Source organism: Pedobacter lithocola (assembly GCF_042650845.1).
Lineage (GTDB): Bacteria > Bacteroidota > Bacteroidia > Sphingobacteriales > Sphingobacteriaceae > Pedobacter > Pedobacter lithocola.
The window spans coordinates 541,022-560,525 of record NZ_JBHSBW010000011.1; the positions used below are offsets into that span (position 1 = coordinate 541,022).

Consider the following 19,504-nt stretch of genomic DNA (forward strand, 5'->3'; position numbering starts at 1 on the left):
CCATCTTACATATTACCTCTTCCATCGTACGTCTTTTTCCATTTTCCATCTTCTATTTTTAATTATCTTTGCCGATATGAATATCTTACTATTAGGTTCAGGTGGCAGAGAAAGTGCATTTGCCTGGAAATTAAGCCAGTCTTCACATTGTGATAAACTAATTATTGCACCTGGAAATGGTGGTACAGGCACTTACGGTACCAACATCAATATTAACGTCAACGATTTCGATTCCATTAAAAAAATTGTTCTTTCAGAAGGCATTGATATGGTGATTGTTGGTCCGGAAGAACCTTTGGTAAATGGTATTCATGATTTTTTTCTTGCTGATAGTAGCATCGCTCATGTTCCTGTAATCGGACCAAAAAAGGAAGGTGCAATACTAGAAGGCAGTAAAGATTTCTCTAAAAAATTTATGGAACGCCACGGCATTCCAACCGCCTCATCAAAATCTTTTAAACCCGAAACTTTAGATGATGGCTTAGCTTATCTTCAAACGCATCCTTTACCTGTCGTTTTAAAGGCAGATGGTTTGGCAGCCGGAAAGGGTGTTTTAATTTGCACGGAAACTATCGAAGCACAAGAAGAACTAAAATTAATGCTTGGCGGTAAGTTTGGGGCCGCAGGTGCAACCGTAGTTATAGAAGAATTTTTAAGTGGTATAGAACTTTCTGTATTCATTTTAACCGATGCTGAAAACTATGTAACCCTTCCTTCTGCTAAAGATTATAAAAGAATTGGTTTAGGCGATACGGGTTTAAACACGGGTGGTATGGGTTCTATTTCTCCAGTACCTTTTGCCACTCCAGAATTTTTAGCTAAAGTAGAGGAACGGATTATCAAACCAACTGTTGAAGGCTTGAAGAAAGATAAAATTGATTATACTGGTTTTATCTTTTTTGGCTTAATAAAAGTTGGCGAAGAACCTTATGTAATTGAGTACAATGCTCGTATGGGTGACCCTGAAACGGAAAGTGTTGTACCAAGAATTGAAAATGATTTGGTTGAGCTTTTTATGGCAACTGCCAATAAACAATTAAATCAAGTTAATTTGGTTATTTCAGAGCAAACTGCCGCAACGGTTATGATTGTAGCAGGTGGTTATCCTGGCGAATATTTAAAAGGGAAGGCCATTTCAGGCATTGAAAACTTACGTCACTCCAATGCTTTTCATGCTGGTACCTTGTTAGAAAATGATGTGGTTAAAACCAATGGCGGCAGAGTTATTGCTATTACCAGTTTGCAAGATGATATGTTTACCGCGTTACAATCTGCAACAGCCGATGCCGGTAGAATCTATTTCGATGGTAAATATTTTAGAGAAGATATTGGCTTCGATTTAATTTAAATTTTAAGAAAATCAATTTGAAAAAGATACTAAAAAAGATTTCAGAAACGGCCATTCGCCAAGGAGTCTTCACCTTTACCGATGATCAAAAAAAATCTAAATGGTTAGGATACGAACCTGCTACAAAAGATGAAATAAAACAATCTGAAGATAGATTAGGATTAGAACTTCCAGCAGATTATAAGGCTTTTTTATTAATTACTAACGGCTTTGCTTCACCCAACGAACATGTTGAGCCTTCGTTTGCTAAAGTAGACGAAATTGGTTTTTTGAAAGATATCGATCCAAAAATTATCGAAGATTGGCTGGTTCACGATGAATCATTTGATATTGTTGTTCAACTATCGAGAAGTATTTTAGTTGGTGGTATTAACGAAGAACAATATTTTTTACTTATCCCTCCAATAATTGAAAATACAGGTTGGAAATATTGGAAATTTGCAACATGGATACCTGGTGAGGATGACTACGAAGGTTTGGAAAACTATTTTATAAATGTGCTCGATTTTCTAGCTCCAGAAAGTTAAATAAAAAGAATTTATGTGTCTAAAACGAAGCCCCGATTTTTTAAGTCGGGGCTTCGTTTTTATAAGATTATTTGAAGGCATAAGGCCAACCAAAAAGGGTATGCTATTTTGTTTTGCTTCCTAAAAGTTCTTGAAGTTTAGCTTGTAGAGCTTCTTCTCTTAAACCTTTTGCAATGATTTTTCCTGTTGGGTCGATTAGCAAGTTGGCTGGGATAGAGCGAATGCCGTACATCACTGCAACTTCATTATTCCAATATTTTAAATCAGAAACGTGTGTCCAGGTTAATTTATCATCAGCAATGGCTTTTAACCATTCATCTTTCTTTCCAGGCTGATCTAAAGAAACACCTAAAACTGTAAATCCTTTATCTTTAAACTTATTGTACGCTACAACAACATTCGGGTTTTCTGCTCTGCATGGACTGCACCATGAGGCCCAAAAATCTACTAGAACATATTTTCCTTTAAAATCAGATAGTTTTACTGGTTTACCATCCGGGTCATTTTGTGTAAAATCCATTGCCATTACGCCAATAGCAGTTTTTTTACCTGCTTCAAACGTTTTAGCTAAAGTTGTACCTGTTTTAGTTGCTTTTAATTCAGGACTTAAACCAGTATATATAGATTCAACTTGTGCAACAGCATCTGGGTCGCTGGCCAATTGTGCCAACGTTACTAAGCTTACATAAGATTTTGGGTTATTTTTTGCAAAAGCAAGGTAGATTGGAGTCATCTCATCGGCAGCTTTTCCATATCTTTCTCTAATGCCTGCCATAATGGTTTTGTCTTTTTGCTGCTCCGGACTAAGTTTTTCGTATTCAGCATTTATGGCATCTATTTTACTTGTAGCAGGCTTTAAGCTTGCTTTTAACTTTAGGTTATCGTTGTTTGCAGGCGTTCCACTTACCGACATTGACTTAAGTGAATCTACAGAACTAATTAAAATGTTTCCTGGCTCTACAAATAAATTGGCGAAATCCATATTTTTTGTCTTTGCACCTGGAAGGTATGGGTTAATGTTTTTAAATAAATTTCCATTAACAGGATCGGTTACCGTTCCTTTAAATTCAAACTTTCCATTCGCTACAATTGCAGAATCAGTTTTACGTTCGCTGTTTGCTGTATATATGAAATAGATCTTATCGCCAGTTTTTAATGCTTTTGCATCACCTTTTATTGTAAATGGCTTTTGAGCAAATGCTGCAAAAGGCAATAATGCCATTGCAGCTAATAATATTTTCTTCATTGGGGTTGATTATCGTTTTTGTAAATATAAATATTGCATATTTTAAACGCAACTTGTTGTGTAAAATTATGATAGCTTTTGATAAGTGCGCCACCAAAGGTCGGGCATTTCGCCATTTACCGCAGTTTGGTAATCATCGTAACGGCATGGTACCAAGTGATACCTTTCGTTTTTAGATTGCCCAATTGGGTAAGGCACCTGCATCCACCAACGATCTGATTTCTTGCTTTTTACGAAAGTCATTTCTCCAGAACCATCTTTTAAACTGGTTCGGTAAATAATATATTGCGATTTTGGCGTTAACGGAAAATCTTTCTTTCTGGCGTAAAAACCGTCTACAAAATACCAAACCATTTCCGCTAAAAGAAATGCCGTTTGTCCATTGCTATCGTAGGCCGGATTAAATTCGTAAAATCCAATTGATGTTAGTTTATCATTCATTCCGGCATAGCGGGCAATTCTACATGCTTTTTCGCCATCAAAGCCGTTTGGCGTTGTGTTTGCATTTGCTTTAGCATCTGCAGAACGAATGGCACCAATGTCAAAACTTATCATATTCGCATTGCGGATAATTGGCTCAGTTAATGAAATATCTTGCGCAAATTCGCCCAGGCGATGAACATCAAAATACAGTTTATCCATAACACTTAAACTTTCCTGATTTACAAAATAGGTTTGGTAACCGATATTGCTAAAATTGAAAAGGTAATTTGGTTGATGAAGAAAAATTTTATTCAAATAACAATCCGATCGCGTTGCCAAACCTTCACTTCCGTCATCATCAATATCGAATTGATTATCAACAATTACTAAATCTACTTTCTGTTCTAAATCTTCGTATCCCAGATATTGGGCATAAGTTAAATCCTGGCCCCCACCAATTATTACTGGTATTATGTTGCTTTTTATTAGCTCAGAAATAACCATTTTTACAGCGATATAGGTATCTGCCAAGGTTGCACCCGGGCGAATATTGCCTAAATCAACCAAGCGACTTGCAAATGCACCTTCATTTAATTTGTAAAATTTTTCTCTAAAATAGTCGGGAGCCAAGCCACAACCTTCATTATTTATTGCACTTCTGCCATCAAGCACTCCAAATATGGCAATATCGTATTGGTTTTCTTCTAAATCGGGAAAGGATTCTGTATAAAAGTGTGTTTTTAAACCCAGCTGGCTAGTATAAAAACCATCTTTTGGCGTAAACTGCTCAGCATTTAAGGGCGAAAAAAAATCGGTTAATGACATATATTTAAAACTATCGCCTCAAATATCTATTTTTGAATGCGTATTTTCACCTATAGCCCAAAAAAAAATAAATGATACTGGTAACCGGCGGAACTGGATTTTTAGGATCTGAATTGATAAAACAGTTAACCGATAGTGGTTTAGCTGTACGGGCTTTAAAACGAAAAACTTCTATAATTCCATCCTTCATCGAAAATAATTTCTTAATTGATTGGGTTGAAGCAGATATTAATGAGCCAGCAACTTTAGAAGATGCTTTTGTTGGCATAACGAAGGTTTTTCATTGTGCTGCGTTTGTTTCCTTAAATCCAAAAGATAAAAAAAAGCTTTTCCATGTCAATATAGACGGTACATCAAATATCGTTAACTTATGCATTGAAAACGGTTGCAGGCTTGTACATGTAAGTTCAGTTGCGGCCTTAGGGCTTGCAAAAAACGGACAACAAATTACCGAGAAAGATTTTTGGGAGTATGATTCAAAAGTATTCGCCTATGGTTTATCTAAATACGAAAGCGAAATGGAAGTTTGGCGAGGCATCACCGAAGGTTTGGATTCGGTAATTGTTAATCCATCAATAATAATAGGTAAAAATGCAGGCTTTGAAGGGAGCGGTGCAATTTTCAAATTGATTAAAGGAGGATTTCCGTATTATACCAACGGCGCTTCTGGTTTTGTAGATGTTGAAGATGTTGCGAAGGCAATGCTTTTATTGATGGAAAATCCTGTAAGTGGCGAACGATACATCATCTCATCAGATAACTACCATTACAAAGACTTATTCGCTACGATAGCTCAAGGTTTCGGTGTAAAGCCGCCAATAAAGGAAGCAAAACCCTGGATGTTGGGAATAGCCTGGCGAGCTTTGAAGTTTTTGTCTATTTTCTCCAGCGAAGAACCTTCTATTACTAAAGATACGGCGAATAGCAGCTTGTCATTAAGTTACTACAGCAATGAAAAAATAATTAAAGCAACAGGAATTCAATTTAAACCAGTTGCACAAAGCATACAAGAAATTACACAATATTTAAAATAATGCCGAAGCAAAAAGCCTATTACATAATCGATTTTGATAGTACATTTACCCAAGTAGAAGCGCTCGATGAACTTGCCCGAATTTCACTGAAAAAGCATCCAAATAAGGAATCTATATTTCAAAAGATAGAAGAATATACCAATCTGGCAATGGAAGGGAAACTATCGTTTTCTGAAAGTTTGGCTCAACGTGTAAAATTGCTCGATGCAAATGAGGATCATTTAAAGCAACTTATAAAGCATTTAAAAAAGAAAGTTTCAACATCGTTTTGTCGCAACGCAGAATTTTTTAAAAAACATGCAGATGAAGTGCTCATCGTTTCGGGTGGTTTTAAAGAATTTATCACACCAGTCGTTAGTCAATATCACATAAAAAAGGAAAATATTTACGCTAATACTTTTGTAACCACAGGCGATGGAAAAATTATAGATTACGACCATGCCAATCCTTTAAGCGAAGAAGGAGGAAAAGTTAAACTGCTTCAGCACTTAAAATTAGAAGGTGAGTTATTTGGAATCGGAGATGGTTATTCAGATTTCCAACTTCGTGAAAGTGGTATGATAAACAAGTTTTTCGCCTTTACTGAGAATATAGCCCGTGAAAGTATTGTTTCAAAAGCAGACCATGTAACACCAAGCTTTGATGAGTTTTTATATGTAAATGATTTGCCAAGAGCGATATCTTATCCAAAAAACCGCATTTTATGTTTAGTAATTGGTAATGTTGATGAAAAAAGTATTGCTTTATTAAAAAATGATGGATTATCCATTCGCCATAAAAGTTCTTTTGAAGAAAAATATGTTAAAGATGTTGGTATTATACTCTTAGCCGATGGAGAGAAGATAGGAAAAGAGCAATTAAAAAATGCTGTCAAGCTCAAAACAATAGGTTATTTAGGCAATTCTAAGAACAAAATTGATGCAGATATTTGCACAAAAATGGGTATTGTAATTTTTGATGATGTGAAATCTAACCCGCGGAACTTAGATTTTATTCCAAAACGGATGATAGATTTTATGAATACCGGTGCAACTTATTTAAGCAGCAATTACCCAAATTTACAGTTGCCTAAAATCGATAAATCTCACCGATTAATTCACATCCATAAAAATGTGCCAGGCATTATGGCTCAAATCAATACTGTTTTTGCTAAACATAATATTAATATTGTTGGACAGTTTTTAATGACAAACCCCGAAATTGGTTATGCCATTACAGACATTAATACCGAGTATGATAAACAATTATTTAAAGCATTAAAAAAAATTGAGCATACCATAAAGTTTAGAGTGCTTTATTAGATACCAATTATTATCAATTCAAGGCTTTGGCAAGATTTTAATTTGTCAAAGCTGAACTGCGCAATACCTCAATCCACAAACATTCCTAACTTAAAAACTGATGTCTTTTTAGTAGCAAATGTTTAGCACTACCAATAGTTTGTGAACGATAAATTCCAGTATGGCCAGAGAACAGATATGACATAACACAAGCAAGCCCGATGTAAATGCCACACTCTGCTCCAAATAATTCTACACCCATAAAAATACAGGCAAGTGGTGTATTGGCTGCGCCTGAGAAAACTGCAACAAAGCCCATTCCTGCCAGCAAACCAACTGGTAATGGAACAAAAATACTAAGGAAACTGCCTAAAGTTGCTCCGATAAAAAATAGTGGTGTTACTTCGCCTCCTTTAAAGCCCGCGCTTAAAGTTAAAGCAGTTAAAAAAAGCTTAATGGCGAATGTATAATAAGGCTCTTGTTGGTTAAATGATTCGGAAATAACAGGAATTCCTAAGCCAATATAACGTGTTGTGCCGAGTAAAAAAATAATTCCAATTAAAATCAATCCACCAGCAAAAGGACGCAATGGTGGATATTTAATTTTTGAAAAAACCTGTGATAAACCATGGTTTAGAGCCGAAAAACTTCTGGCAGCTAAGCCAAAAATAATTCCAGCACCTAGCGATAGTAAAAGATTAATCATATCCATTTGTGGCACAATTGAAATAGAATAATGAGTATGCCCTACGCCCCATGCTTTACAAGCGTAATCGGCAATTACCGCTGTAATAAGAGATGGTAGAATAGCTGTATACATTACGCTACCTATAACAAAAACTTCTAGTCCGAAAACGGCGCCTGCTAATGGTGTTCCGAAAACTGACGCAAAACCTGCACTAATACCGCAGATTAAAATGATTTTTCGGTCGCGAGGCTTAAGCTTAAACACTTTTGTAAACTGGTCGGCAAATGCTCCCCCAATTTGCACCGCTGTTCCTTCACGCCCGGCAGAGCCACCGAATAAATGTGTAATTATCGTTCCTAAAAAAATAAGCGGAGCCATTATTATTGGAATAATATTCTTTGGGCTTTGAAGTTCCTCAATTAAAAGATTATTTCCTTTTACAACTTCTTTACCCCAATAATGGTAAGCTAAGCCGATAAGCAAACCTGCCAATGGTAAAAAAATAATTATCCACTGGTTTTGTTCGCGGTAATCGGTTACAAAATTTAAAGCGACTAAAAACAATGCAGAAGCAGAACCAACGATTGCGCCAAGTATTGCGGAGAAAAATAACCACTTTAAACTGTTTGCTAATAATAGCCCGAATTCTAGTTTTTGGAAACGATGTAAGTACGAAAGATTACCTTCCGTTAATTTTTTAACAGGCATTAGAAATCAATTTTAAAATAAAAATCGTAGGAGTCATCAGCCTGTTTGGCGGTTTTGGCGGTACCCCATCGCCATCGTTCAAAAGTATAAAATTTACTATTTAACGCAAAATATGTTTATCAATTTTGGAATATTAACTTTGCCTCATGGATTTTACCCCTGAAATAAAAGATAAACTGAACCAATTACAAGAAAAATATACAGCTATGGGGCAAGATATGGCATCTTATTTAGATGGCTTGCTCTATGCCAATTTTCTCACATATTGGGATTACATTCATTTGGATACACTGTTAAGCTTACAAAGCCCAAAAACGCCAATACCTGATGAAGAAATTTTCATCATGTACCATCAAATTACGGAGCTGTACTTCAAATTATGTTTGCATGAATGCAAGCAAATAGCAGAACATGAAAATTTAACAATTGATTTTTTTACAGCTCGTGTAAAAAGAATAAACGCCTACTTTAATGCTCTAACCACTTCTTTTGAAGTAATGGTTGATGGAATGGAGAAGGAGCAGTTTTTAAAATTTAGAATGTCGCTTTTACCAGCAAGTGGTTTTCAATCAGGGCAGTATAGAATGATAGAAATATGCGCTACAGATTTTATTCGCTTAGTTGATAAAACAAAAAGGGTAGAATTGAGCAATGCCACTTTAGAAGAACAGTTTGAAAATATTTATTGGAAATTTGGTGCTACAGAGCTCTCATCTGGCAAGCAAACACTAACCTTAAAACAGTTTATTAAAAAATATTCTTCTCAATTTCTTCAGCTGGCGAAAGATAGAACAACAACAAATTTTTCTGCTTTGTATCAGCAATTTCAAGCTAATGGTTATGATGTTACTTCACTGGCAGAAGAACTTCGCAAGTTAGATTTGTACGTAAATGTAGAATGGCCTCTTGCACATTACAAGTCTGCCGTTCGTTACCTAGAAAAAGATCCTATTGATGTTGCCGCCACCGGTGGAACCAACTGGCAGAAATATCTACCTCCCCGTTTCCAAAAAAGAATCTTTTATCCTTTTTTATGGACGAATGGACAAATGGAAGAATGGGGCAAAGGTTGGGTGCTTAGTGTCCTTAAAACACTAAAGAACAAAGATTAATATCATAAAATGCTATTATGATAGCTCGTTTTTTCGTAATTTGCAAAAATTAAAATGGATAGAATAGAGAATGAAATCTTCATTTTTCGAAGAGACTTGCGCTTTCCAGAAATTATTAAATAATACAATTATGACCGAAACCCTAGATATAAGTATTGCAAAAGCTGAAACTACCCGTTTATCAGTTACAGATTTTTCGCAACTACCTTTTGGTAAAGTTTTTACCGACCATATGTTTACAGCCGACTTTGAAGATGGCGAATGGAAAAATTTACAAATTTTACCATATGGGCCAATTCCAATGAGCCCGGCAATTTCTGCGTTGCATTACGGACAAGCAATTTTTGAAGGTTTAAAAGCTTATCGCCAGCCTGATGGTAAAATAAGTGTATTTCGTGCTGATAAAAACTTCGAGCGTTTTAACAAATCGGCAGCAAGAATGTCTATGCCAACTATCCCTGAAGAAATTTTTATGCAAGGTTTAGCGGCATTAATCCAAATTGATGAAAAATGGGTGCCTTCACAAGAAAACTATGCGTTATATATTCGTCCGGTAATGTTTGCAACCGACCCATATTTGGGTGTAAGGGCATCTGATACATATAAATTTGCATTGCTTACAACACCAACCGGTCCGTATTATAGCAGTGCTTTAAAAGTTAAGATAGAAACTGAATATACAAGAGCTGATGAAGGTGGAGTAGGTTTTGCAAAAACTGCAGGTAATTATGCCCGTTCTTTATATCCTTTTGAACAAGCTAAAATAGAAGGTTTCGATCAGTTAATTTGGACAGATTCGATTAACCATGAGTACATTGAAGAGGCTGGAACAGCAAATTTAATATTTGTAATAGATGGAAAATTGGTAACACCATCAATTCGTAGTACCGTTTTAGATGGCGTAACTCGCGATACTATTATTAAGTTAGCGAAAGATGCCGGTGTAGCAGTTGAAGAGCGTAGAGTATCTGTTCAAGAGATTATTGAAGGAATTGAAAATGGAAGTTTAACAGAGGCTTTTGCAGCCGGTACAGCAGCAACGGTTACGCAAATCGGCGAAATTGGTTATTTGGGTAATACTTACAAACTTACCGATTCATCAACCAGAACTGTTTCTAATGGCATTGCTAAAAAATTAAATGACATTCGCTACGGCTTAACAGTTGATGAATTTGGCTGGAACTGGATTTTATAAATTAATATTGACTGCATAAAAAAATGCCCTAACCGTTGAAAAGGTTAGGGCATTTTTGCTCTAGTCTTTAAGCTTTCTGCTTTAGTATTAATGCTTATTTATCAAGGATAACAACGCCTTTAGCTTCAAAAGCCAGTTCTTTTTTCGGGTCTGTTATTTTTGCAACTTCCTCCGGAGATTTTTTTGCGTCTTCAGCGTAGTGACGCAAAGTTTCAACTGAAATGTTCTGTTTTTTTGCAATACCATCTAAAACCACTTTCTTCCCAACAACATCCATTGGCATAAAAAAGGCGTAATCTTTAAAAGTTACACGCATTGGCTCACCATTTGGCATTTCTAATGTCATCCAGCAACCCTTCTTTTTACAAACCTCAACTACTTTGCCTTCAATTTTCATATCAGCTGTGTCTTTGCCACCCATAGCTGCTTCCATTTTGGCAGCAGGTTTAATATTTCCTGCGGATACTTCATCGCCAAACTTTTGGCCACTTAATTCAGTTTGTGCAAAAGTAAATGTTGCTATTAAGCAAAACCCAATACTAAAAATTATTTTTTTCATAATGTAATATCTAATATGTATTAATTAGTTTCCGTAATTATCTGTTTCAAAAGTATTTAAAATTTTTTGAAAATTGAATAGACAAAAAAAATCCTCGCTAGCTCTCACTAACGAGGAAAATCATCCCTATTGTTATAGATCACATCCCATGATGTACAACACAATGTATTAGACAAATGTTAATCCAAACTTATTGAAGTGGTTCGATAGATTATAATTAATTGTATCACAGTTAATTATAAAAAATAACTTATCGTGCCAAATCTAATTGAGTTGGGTAATTGGGGAAAATATTCACCTTGTTGTGGAAATATGTTGAATCTATTCCCCATTTGTTTTTGCCAATTAGCCGAATATCAGGCCAAAAACTTCTTCAATTTTGCTAACTGCTTTAATCTCCAGGTTATATTTTTCAATATTGATGCCTTTTAAGTTGTATTTAGAAATATATATGGTTTCAAAGCCAAGTTTATCTGCTTCTGCAATCCGTTGCTCAATTCTGTTAACTGCCCTAATTTCACCAGATAACCCAACTTCAGCAGCAAAACAATTTTTTGATGAAACCGCAATATCCTGATGCGAAGAAATTATCGCAATAAGAACTGCCAGGTCGATAGCCGGGTCTTCAACTCTTATTCCACCAGCAATATTTAAAAAGACGTCTTGAGTGCTCAATCTAAAACCACAGCGTTTTTCTAATACCGCTAGTAGCATATTCATTCTTTTGGTATCAAAACCTGTGGCAGATCGCTGCGGTGTGCCATAAGCCGCGGTACTAACCAAAGCCTGAGTTTCTATCAGCATCGGTCTGGCTCCTTCAAGCATTGCAGCGATAGCGATACCACTCAATTCTTCATCACGCTGTGTTAATAATATTTCTGAAGGATTGGAAACTTCTCGTAAACCACTTCCTTGCATTTCATATATGCCTAATTCAGCGGCTGCTCCAAACCTGTTTTTTATTGATCGTAAAATCCGGTAAACGTGGTGCCTGTCGCCTTCAAATTGCAGAACAGTATCAACCATGTGTTCCAATATTTTTGGACCAGCAATGGCGCCGTCTTTGGTAATATGCCCTATTAAAAATACTGGTGTACCTGTTTCTTTTGCAAAACGTAGTAGCTCTGCTGTACACTCGCGTACCTGCGAAACACTTCCAGGTGTAGATTCGATGTGTGCGGAATGAAGTGTTTGAATAGAATCGATAACCAAAATTTCTGGTTCGAGTATTTCAATCTGCTTAAAAATATTTTGAGTTGATGTTTCCGTTAAAATATAACAATCGGCAGATGGAGATTCTGTAATACGTTCTGCCCGCATTTTAATTTGTTGTTCGCTTTCTTCACCAGAAACATAAAGTAGCTTTTTGCCTTTTAAATTTAAAGCCAACTGAAGCATCAAGGTAGATTTGCCAATACCAGGTTCGCCACCAATTAAAATTAACGATCCTTCTACTAAACCACCGCCAAGCACTCGGTCTAATTCTTTATCGCCAGTTAACATTCTACGCTCTGGCGAACTTTGAATATCATTTACCTTGCTGGGTTTACTCAGCTTTCTTGCTGGTGCTGAATCATTTTTCCAGGTAGGTACTGCCGTTGGATTTTTTTCTACGATTTCTTCAACAAATGTATTCCATTGATTACAGGATGGACATTTACCTAACCATTTTGCAGATTCGTGACCGCAACTCTGACAGAAATATGCTGTTTTTGTTTTTGCCAATTTAATTTCGATTTTAGATGCACGAATTTAGATTATACTGGTGGCAAAAACTAAATCATTTTTAAACAAAAAAGCCTGACTTATAAAAATCAGGCTTTCTTGCTATCAAGTGTTTAAAGTTTTATCTCTTCATCTTTTGCTGAAATGAAGTGAAATTCGGTTAAATGATAAGATGGTTGAGTTTTTACTTTAATCCACTGACCATATTTGAAGAACCAACGACGCTGCAAATTAAAAACGCCTTTAGTTATATATGCTGCAATATATGGGTGAACGCAAAGTGTAACACCTTTTTCATTTTGTTCTCTTAAAATGTAGTTCAGGTTATTTTCAATATCATCCATTAAGATAATACTCGCTTTAATTTCACCTGTACCGCCACATGCCGGGCATTTTTCTACCGTAACAATGTTCATTTCCGGACGAACGCGTTGCCTTGTAATTTGTACCAAACCAAATTTACTTGGAGGTAAAATGGTGTGTTTAGCACGATCAAGCAACATCAATTCACGCAAGTAATCGAATAGCATTTTACGGTTCGTTGGTTTGTGCATATCGATAAAGTCGATTACAACAATACCGCCCATATCACGTAAACGCAATTGACGGGCAATTTCTTTAGCCGCCTCTTTGTTTACCTGTAAAGCATTCTCTTCTTGATTTTCTTTACTGGCAGTACGGTTACCGCTATTTACATCAACAACATGTAGCGCTTCTGTATGTTCTACAACAAGATAAGCACCACCTGGTAAGTTTACTGTTTTACCGAAGGCATTTTTAATTTGCTTTTCGATACCGAAATGTTCAAATATTGGTTCTTTATGTTTGTACAGCTTAACAATTTTTTCCATTTCTGGAGAAATATCATGCACATAAGAACGTATATCATCAAACAGTTCAGGTGTACTCACGTACACGTTTGTAAAATCAGGATTCAGAATATCACGTATTAACGTTGATGATCTGTCCATTTCACCCCAAACCCTTTTCGAAGGCTCGGCAGAAGGAAGTTTTTTGATGAAGGTTTCCCATTTAGCAACTAAATCCAATAGATCTTTTTGCAATTCAGCAACACCTCTTCCTTCGGAAACGGTTCTGATAATTACCCCAAAATTTTGAGGCTTAATACTTTCGATAATCTTCTTTAATCGATTACGTTCCGTATTACTTTTTATTTTTTTTGATATGGATATGGTATTGGAGAATGGCACCAGTACCACATACCTGCCGGCAATTGATAGGTCGGAACTTAAACGTGGACCTTTAGTAGAAATTGGTTCTTTAGCAATTTGTACGGGAAGGAGCATGTTTTTACTGAGCACATCAGAAATTTTGCCTGCCTTGTTTATATCGGCTTCGAGCTTTAAATTATCTAATAATGTGCCTGTAACCGAGCCATTACGCTTGATCTTAGTTAGCTTGATTAAAGATTCTACCTGAGGGCCTAAATCAAAATAATGCAGAAACGCATCTTTTTCATAACCAACATCCACAAAAGCAGCATTCAGGCCAGGCATAATTTTTTTTATGCGGCCCAAATAAATATCGCCTACAGCGTAGTTATTATTGATTTGTTCTTTGTGAAGCTCAACAAGTTGTTTGTCTTCAATCAACGCTATGGTAACTCCGGCAGGAGTCGAATTTATAATTAATTCTTTTACCAACAGCTACAGATTTAAGGCTATTCGCCTATTAACAAATGGATAGTAAACAGAAACAGTGATTTGCCTAGATTTAGATACTAAAAAAGTATATAAATATTTTAAACCTCATAGTGTTTTTACTATGAGGTTTAAAAAGCTAAATCAAAATAAGAATCTATTTTTTCTTATGTCTGTTTTTTCTTAAACGTTTTTTACGTTTGTGCGTAGCCATTTTATGTCTTTTTCTTTTTTTACCGCTTGGCATAATTTTTAGTTTTAAATGTTTTTATTAATCCGTTAATTAATTTTTATTCTTTAGTTCAGCCACTTTTTTATCAATAAATGATGCCAAAGTAGGGTCTGCCGCTAATTTTTTACTGTTTAAATAAGCTTCAATAGCTTCTTTATTTTTGTCTAAATTTTCTAAAGCCGTACCTAAATAAAAGTAAGCTTCGGGTGTTGGAGCTGTAGCAATTACCGTATTGAAACGAGGAATTGCTTTATCAAACTGTCCCGATTTAATAGAAAATAAACCGAGATTCATATTTGCTTTAATGTTTTTAGGTTCTTTTGCTACAACTTCGAGCAACATTGCAATACCTTGCATTGGTGCGCCTAAGCCATTAACAATAGTAACACCTAATCCTGTTTTGGCATCTATGTTATCTTTGTCTAAAGCTAATGCCTTTGTAAATGATGTATTTGCTTTCTGCAATAAAGCAGGTTGAGCCAAACTATCTTGTGTACTTTCAAAAGCTTTTAAAAATTTATTACCAGATGCTAACCAAGTTGTTGATGATGGTTTTGCTTCTGCAACAATTTCTAAATAAAGTGCCGATGGAGTTAATTGTTCAACATCATCCCATTTCTGAGCTAACTGTTGTGCCAATTCAACTTTTTCAGCACCTGTTGCATCTTTATACTTGTTTTCTAATGCAGCGATATCGGTTATTAAACTTTTATTTATTGCATTTTTAGCAGCTTCAGATGTGGTTTGAATACTTAAAGCCGAAGAAACTGATGCCGATTCTGATACCTGACCAGGAGCAGCTGTTTTGCCATTTTCTTCAGTAGGTTTTACTAAACCTTTAATATCTCTTGTAAACAGGAAAGCAATAAGCAATAAAATCGCTCCGATAATGATGGTTTGTTTTAATCTGATGCTGCTGTTCACGTGTATAGATTTAAGCTTCTACTTGGATTTTTTTACTGTTGTTTTTAACTTTATCTACGAAAACTTTTGCAGGTTTAAAGCTTGGAACAAAATGCTCAGGGATAATTATTGCAGTGTTTTTAGAGATATTTCTAGCCGTTTTTTGAGCTCTCTTTTTAACAACAAAGCTTCCGAAGCCTCTAACATATACATTCTCGCCGCCAATCATGCTAGTTTTGATAACCTTGAAGAATGCCTCAACTGTTTCCTGCACATCAACCTTCTCAATTCCGGTTTTTGTTGATATTTCTGAAATAATATCTGCCTTAGTCATATTTTATTATTTATTATATATTGTGTATTTAATTATCAGTGTTTTGGGGTTGCAAAAGTATTGCTTTTTAATGAGATAGGGAAATAAAAGATGATTTTTTTATTATGCGCTATATCAGGCTATTGCAAGTTTTTTTTTAAACAAATAAATACATCGTAATTTGCAGCAATGACATTCCAATTCGAACTTATAAACTGGTATCGGGCAAATAAAAGAGATTTACCTTGGCGCCATACCACCGATGCATATACCATCTGGCTATCAGAAATTATTTTGCAGCAAACTCGGGTAGAACAAGGTTTACCATATTTTATCAGTTTTCTAAGCAATTTCCCAACAGTTAATGATTTTGCTAACGCAACTGAAGCTAAAGTGCTTAAACTATGGCAAGGTTTGGGCTATTATTCTCGCGGTAGAAATATGCATGCAACTGCGCAAATTGTTATGAATAACTACAATGGCGTTTTCCCAACACTTCATGATGATTTGATTAAACTAAAAGGTGTAGGCGAGTATACCGCAGCAGCAATATCATCCTTTTCATCTGGCGAAGCCAGAGCGGTAGTTGATGGAAATGTTTTCAGGGTTTTGGCAAGGTTTTACGGTATTGATACGCCGATTAACTCTCCAGAAGGTAAAAGGCAGTTTTTTAAGTTGGCTAATGAGTTACTTTATAAAGAGGATTCGGCTTTATACAATCAGGCAATAATGGAGTTTGGTGCAATACAGTGTAAACCAAAATCGCCTGATTGTGGTAGTTGCCCGCTTAGGATAAACTGCTTTGCTTATAATAATAATGCCGTAAATCAATTGCCTGTAAAACTTGCAAAGGCAGAAAAAAGACACCGGTATTTTAATTATTTTATATGTATTGATGATGATAAAATTCTTGTTAAAGAAAGGCAAACAAGAGATATTTGGCAACATCTTTATGATTTTCCATGCATAGAAACCGAAATGAATTGCACGGTCATGGATGGAGATTTTCATACTGCAATTAAAAATCAATTTGGCGATAATGCTGAAATTACTTTTATCAGCTATAAAAAACACTTATTAACACACCAAATTATCCATGTACAGTTTTTTGGTTTAAAAAATTATATATTTAACTTTAGTAAACAAAAGGAACTTAATTGGGTTCTTTTAAATACATTGGATGAATTACCTCAACCAAACGTGATAAGAAATTTTATTGATGAAAATTTCTTAGCACAAAAAAGGCCTAACTAACCTTAAATGAAGGATTTTTCATCGTTTATAAAACTAACCAAAAAAAATATTTTATGTCTGGGATTAACAAAGTTATTTTAGTTGGGCACTTGGGTAAAGACCCAGAAGTGCGCCACTTAGATGGAGGCGTTACAGTAGCAAGCTTTCCTTTAGCTACATCTGAAACCTATAACAAAGATGGAAAGCGTGTTGAACAAACTGAATGGCATAATATAGTTTTGTGGAGAGGTTTGGCTGAAGTAGCATCGAAATACCTTCAAAAAGGTAAGCTTGTGTATATTGAAGGTAAACTAAGAACCAGATCTTTTGAAGATAAAGAGAAGGTTAAAAAATATGTTACTGAAATTGTGGCTGAAAACTTTACTATGCTAGGCAGAAAAAGTGATTTCGAACCAGGACAATCCATAAATCATGTTCAAAATAACGAATCTAAAATTGAAGATGAATTTACCATACAACCTAATGATGTGAATGGAGATTTGCCATTTTAGATAAATACTACAAACAAAAGAAGCCACGAAATTTCGTGGCTTCTTTTGTTTAAAAAATAATTATTCTACAGTAACTGATTTAGCTAAGTTTCTTGGCTGATCTACATTACAACCCCTCATTACAGCAATATGATATGATAAAAGCTGTAGTGGAATAGTAGCTAATAGCGGTAAAAATGCTTCATCGGCATCAGGTATTTCGATACAATAATCAGCCATTTTCTTTACCTCCGTATCGCCTTTGGTAACAATTGCAATAACTTTTCCTTTACGTGCTTTAACCTCCTGAATATTACTAATTACCTTTTCGTAAGATGAGTTTTGTGTAGCTATAAATACTACAGGCATTTCTTCGTCAATTAAAGCAATAGGACCGTGTTTCATTTCTGCTGCCGGATAACCTTCAGCATGAATGTAAGATATCTCCTTAAGCTTTAAAGCACCCTCAAGGGCAACAGGGAAACCACTACCTCTTCCTAAAAATAAACAATTTCTAGAATCTTTAATTTTCGCAGCAACCTCTTTTATAATATCATTTGATTCTAATGCAATCTGTATCTTATCAGGAATGCTATCTAACTCTGTTAATAAACCAATTAATTTAGATTGTGTTATGGTTCCTTTCTGTTGAGCCATGTAAAAAGCCATCAAAGTTAAAACCGTAACTTGTGCAGTAAAGGCTTTGGTTGATGCAACTCCAATTTCTGGTCCGGCGTGGGTGTAAACACCTGCATGACTTAACCTTGGTATAGATGCACCTGCTACGTTACAAATGCCGAAAATGGTAGCACCTCTTTCTTTAGCCATTTCTATCGCTGCCATAGTATCGGCAGTTTCTCCCGATTGTGAAATGGCAATCACAACATCTTTCTCGGTTATGATTGGATTGCGATACCTAAACTCAGAAGCATATTCTACCTCAACCGGAATGCGGGCATATTCTTCAATTAAGTATTCGCCAACCAAGCCAGCATGCCATGAAGTTCCACAGGCAACAATAATAATGCGGTCGATATTTTTTAGTTTCTCTACAAATTCTTTTATACCACCCAATTGCACTTTACCTTCTTCCGGATAAATACGACCACGCATACAATCTCTAATGGACCTAGGTTGTTCGTAGATTTCTTTCAGCATAAAATGATCGAAACCGCCTTTTTCCAACATTTCCAGCTTTAATTCCAGTTCTTGAATTAAAGGTGATTGAATAACATTATCTAATCGCTTAACCAATAAATCATCTTTAGTAACTAAGGCAATTTCATGGTCGTTAAGGTAAATTACGTTTTTAGTATATTCAATAATTGGTGTTGCATCAGAAGCAATAAAATATTCGCCTTTGCCCACACCAATAACCATCGGACTACCTTTTCGTGCAGCAATAAGTTGATCAGGATTTTCTCTATCCATCACTACGATTGCGTAAGCGCCGGTAACCTCTTTTAATGCCAAACGTACGGCTTCTAGCAAATCAGTTTGCTCAATTTTTTGAATCTCCTCTATTAAATGAATTAGAACTTCGGTATCTGTGTCGCTTTTAAAATCATGGCCGCGAGAAGCAAGTTCTTCTTTTAATGTTGCGTAGTTTTCAATAATTCCATTGTGAATAATGGAAAGTTTATTGTTATTAGATGTATGTGGATGTGAATTACGATCGGATGGAACACCATGCGTAGCCCACCTAGTATGACCCATAGCAATAGTACCTTTTTTATCTTGACTTTCGGCAAATTCTTCAAGTGCTGCAACTTTACCAACTTTTTTATAAATGTTTTGGCCTTCGCTATTTATGATGGCTATCCCAGCACTATCATAACCTCTATATTCTAATCTTTTAAGTCCTTTTAAAACAATTGGCCACGCTTCTCTATAGCCAATATAACCTACTATTCCACACATATATTATTTTTATTTTTACCAAATATAGTAAACAAACGTTTGTTTAAAACTATTGTGAATATTTTACATAAAAAATCGTCA

The 19,504-nt window shown here is 35.5% G+C and carries 17 protein-coding genes and 1 riboswitch; of the genes, 8 read left to right on the plus strand and 9 right to left on the minus strand.

All coding sequences use genetic code 11. The features are described 5' to 3' along the window. The first annotated feature begins 76 nt into the window (after window positions 1-76). A complete protein-coding gene (gene purD / locus ACFOWA_RS12740) occupies window positions 77-1,348 on the plus strand; it encodes a phosphoribosylamine--glycine ligase (RefSeq protein ID WP_378985697.1) in 1,272 nt (423 codons plus the stop codon). Window positions 1,349-1,365: 17 nt separating this feature from the next. Further along, on the plus strand, window positions 1,366-1,875 hold the full coding sequence (locus ACFOWA_RS12745) for an SMI1/KNR4 family protein (RefSeq protein ID WP_378985699.1): 510 nt from the start codon (window positions 1,366-1,368) through the stop codon (window positions 1,873-1,875). A 103-nt stretch (window positions 1,876-1,978) separates the two neighbouring features. On the opposite strand, the gene ACFOWA_RS12750 is transcribed toward ACFOWA_RS12745, so the two are convergent. Beyond that, window positions 1,979-3,121 carry a redoxin domain-containing protein gene (locus ACFOWA_RS12750; protein ID WP_378985701.1) on the minus strand — a complete coding sequence of 381 codons (1,143 nt, stop codon included), beginning with the start codon at window positions 3,119-3,121 and terminating at the stop codon, window positions 1,979-1,981. Window positions 3,122-3,187: 66 nt separating this feature from the next. Beyond that, window positions 3,188-4,369, minus strand: coding sequence for a formimidoylglutamase (locus ACFOWA_RS12755; protein ID WP_378985703.1), 1,182 nt, complete (start codon window positions 4,367-4,369; stop codon window positions 3,188-3,190). A 71-nt stretch (window positions 4,370-4,440) separates the two neighbouring features. Between ACFOWA_RS12755 and ACFOWA_RS12760 the strand changes: the two genes are divergently transcribed. Further along, entirely contained in the window at window positions 4,441-5,403 is a 963-nt protein-coding gene (locus ACFOWA_RS12760) for an NAD-dependent epimerase/dehydratase family protein (protein ID WP_378985705.1), read from the plus strand. Then, window positions 5,403-6,704 (plus strand): HAD-IB family phosphatase, encoded by a 1,302-nt coding sequence (locus tag ACFOWA_RS12765; protein WP_378985707.1) that lies wholly within the window; start codon window positions 5,403-5,405, stop codon window positions 6,702-6,704. The genes ACFOWA_RS12760 and ACFOWA_RS12765 overlap by 1 nt, the downstream gene beginning before the upstream one ends. A gap of 85 nt (window positions 6,705-6,789) precedes the next feature. On the opposite strand, the gene ACFOWA_RS12770 is transcribed toward ACFOWA_RS12765, so the two are convergent. Next, window positions 6,790-8,079, minus strand: a complete 1,290-nt coding sequence (locus tag ACFOWA_RS12770; RefSeq protein WP_378985709.1) for a voltage-gated chloride channel family protein — start codon at window positions 8,077-8,079, stop codon at window positions 6,790-6,792. Window positions 8,080-8,099: 20 nt separating this feature from the next. Further along, window positions 8,100-8,161: riboswitch (Fluoride riboswitch) on the minus strand. Window positions 8,162-8,225: 64 nt separating this feature from the next. Here ACFOWA_RS12770 and ACFOWA_RS12775 point away from each other — a divergent pair. Next, on the plus strand, window positions 8,226-9,191 hold the full coding sequence (locus tag ACFOWA_RS12775; RefSeq protein WP_378985711.1) for a tryptophan 2,3-dioxygenase family protein: 966 nt from the start codon (window positions 8,226-8,228) through the stop codon (window positions 9,189-9,191). A 130-nt stretch (window positions 9,192-9,321) separates the two neighbouring features. Then, window positions 9,322-10,386 (plus strand): branched-chain amino acid aminotransferase, encoded by a 1,065-nt coding sequence (locus ACFOWA_RS12780; RefSeq protein WP_378985713.1) that lies wholly within the window; start codon window positions 9,322-9,324, stop codon window positions 10,384-10,386. Between the two features lie 94 nt (window positions 10,387-10,480). Here the strand turns inward: ACFOWA_RS12780 and ACFOWA_RS12785 are convergent, their stop codons facing one another. The 5 genes from ACFOWA_RS12785 to ACFOWA_RS12805 all read right to left on the minus strand — a co-directional run bounded on the left by ACFOWA_RS12785 (window position 10,481) and on the right by ACFOWA_RS12805 (window position 15,800). Next, window positions 10,481-10,945: a DUF4920 domain-containing protein gene (locus ACFOWA_RS12785; RefSeq protein WP_378985715.1), complete on the minus strand. Its 465-nt coding sequence runs from the start codon at window positions 10,943-10,945 to the stop codon at window positions 10,481-10,483. 345 nt (window positions 10,946-11,290) lie between these two features. Further along, window positions 11,291-12,670 carry a DNA repair protein RadA gene (radA, locus tag ACFOWA_RS12790; RefSeq protein WP_378985717.1) on the minus strand — a complete coding sequence of 460 codons (1,380 nt, stop codon included), beginning with the start codon at window positions 12,668-12,670 and terminating at the stop codon, window positions 11,291-11,293. A gap of 113 nt (window positions 12,671-12,783) precedes the next feature. Continuing rightward, window positions 12,784-14,334 carry an Rne/Rng family ribonuclease gene (locus tag ACFOWA_RS12795; protein ID WP_378985718.1) on the minus strand — a complete coding sequence of 517 codons (1,551 nt, stop codon included), beginning with the start codon at window positions 14,332-14,334 and terminating at the stop codon, window positions 12,784-12,786. A gap of 280 nt (window positions 14,335-14,614) precedes the next feature. After that, on the minus strand, window positions 14,615-15,487 hold the full coding sequence (locus tag ACFOWA_RS12800) for a tetratricopeptide repeat protein (protein WP_378985720.1): 873 nt from the start codon (window positions 15,485-15,487) through the stop codon (window positions 14,615-14,617). Between the two features lie 10 nt (window positions 15,488-15,497). Further along, window positions 15,498-15,800 (minus strand): HU family DNA-binding protein, encoded by a 303-nt coding sequence (locus ACFOWA_RS12805; protein WP_056093708.1) that lies wholly within the window; start codon window positions 15,798-15,800, stop codon window positions 15,498-15,500. A 168-nt stretch (window positions 15,801-15,968) separates the two neighbouring features. Here ACFOWA_RS12805 and mutY point away from each other — a divergent pair, with 168 nt between their 5' ends. Together mutY and ACFOWA_RS12815 are read left to right on the plus strand one after the other, a co-directional pair. After that, complete coding sequence (gene mutY / locus ACFOWA_RS12810) at window positions 15,969-17,033, plus strand: A/G-specific adenine glycosylase (RefSeq protein WP_378985722.1); 1,065 nt, start codon at window positions 15,969-15,971, stop codon at window positions 17,031-17,033. Window positions 17,034-17,086: 53 nt separating this feature from the next. Further along, window positions 17,087-17,524, plus strand: coding sequence for a single-stranded DNA-binding protein (locus tag ACFOWA_RS12815; protein ID WP_378985724.1), 438 nt, complete (start codon window positions 17,087-17,089; stop codon window positions 17,522-17,524). A gap of 60 nt (window positions 17,525-17,584) precedes the next feature. Here the strand turns inward: ACFOWA_RS12815 and glmS are convergent, their stop codons facing one another. Beyond that, window positions 17,585-19,423, minus strand: a complete 1,839-nt coding sequence (gene glmS, locus ACFOWA_RS12820) for a glutamine--fructose-6-phosphate transaminase (isomerizing) (RefSeq protein WP_378985726.1) — start codon at window positions 19,421-19,423, stop codon at window positions 17,585-17,587. Window positions 19,424-19,504: the final 81 nt, after the last annotated feature.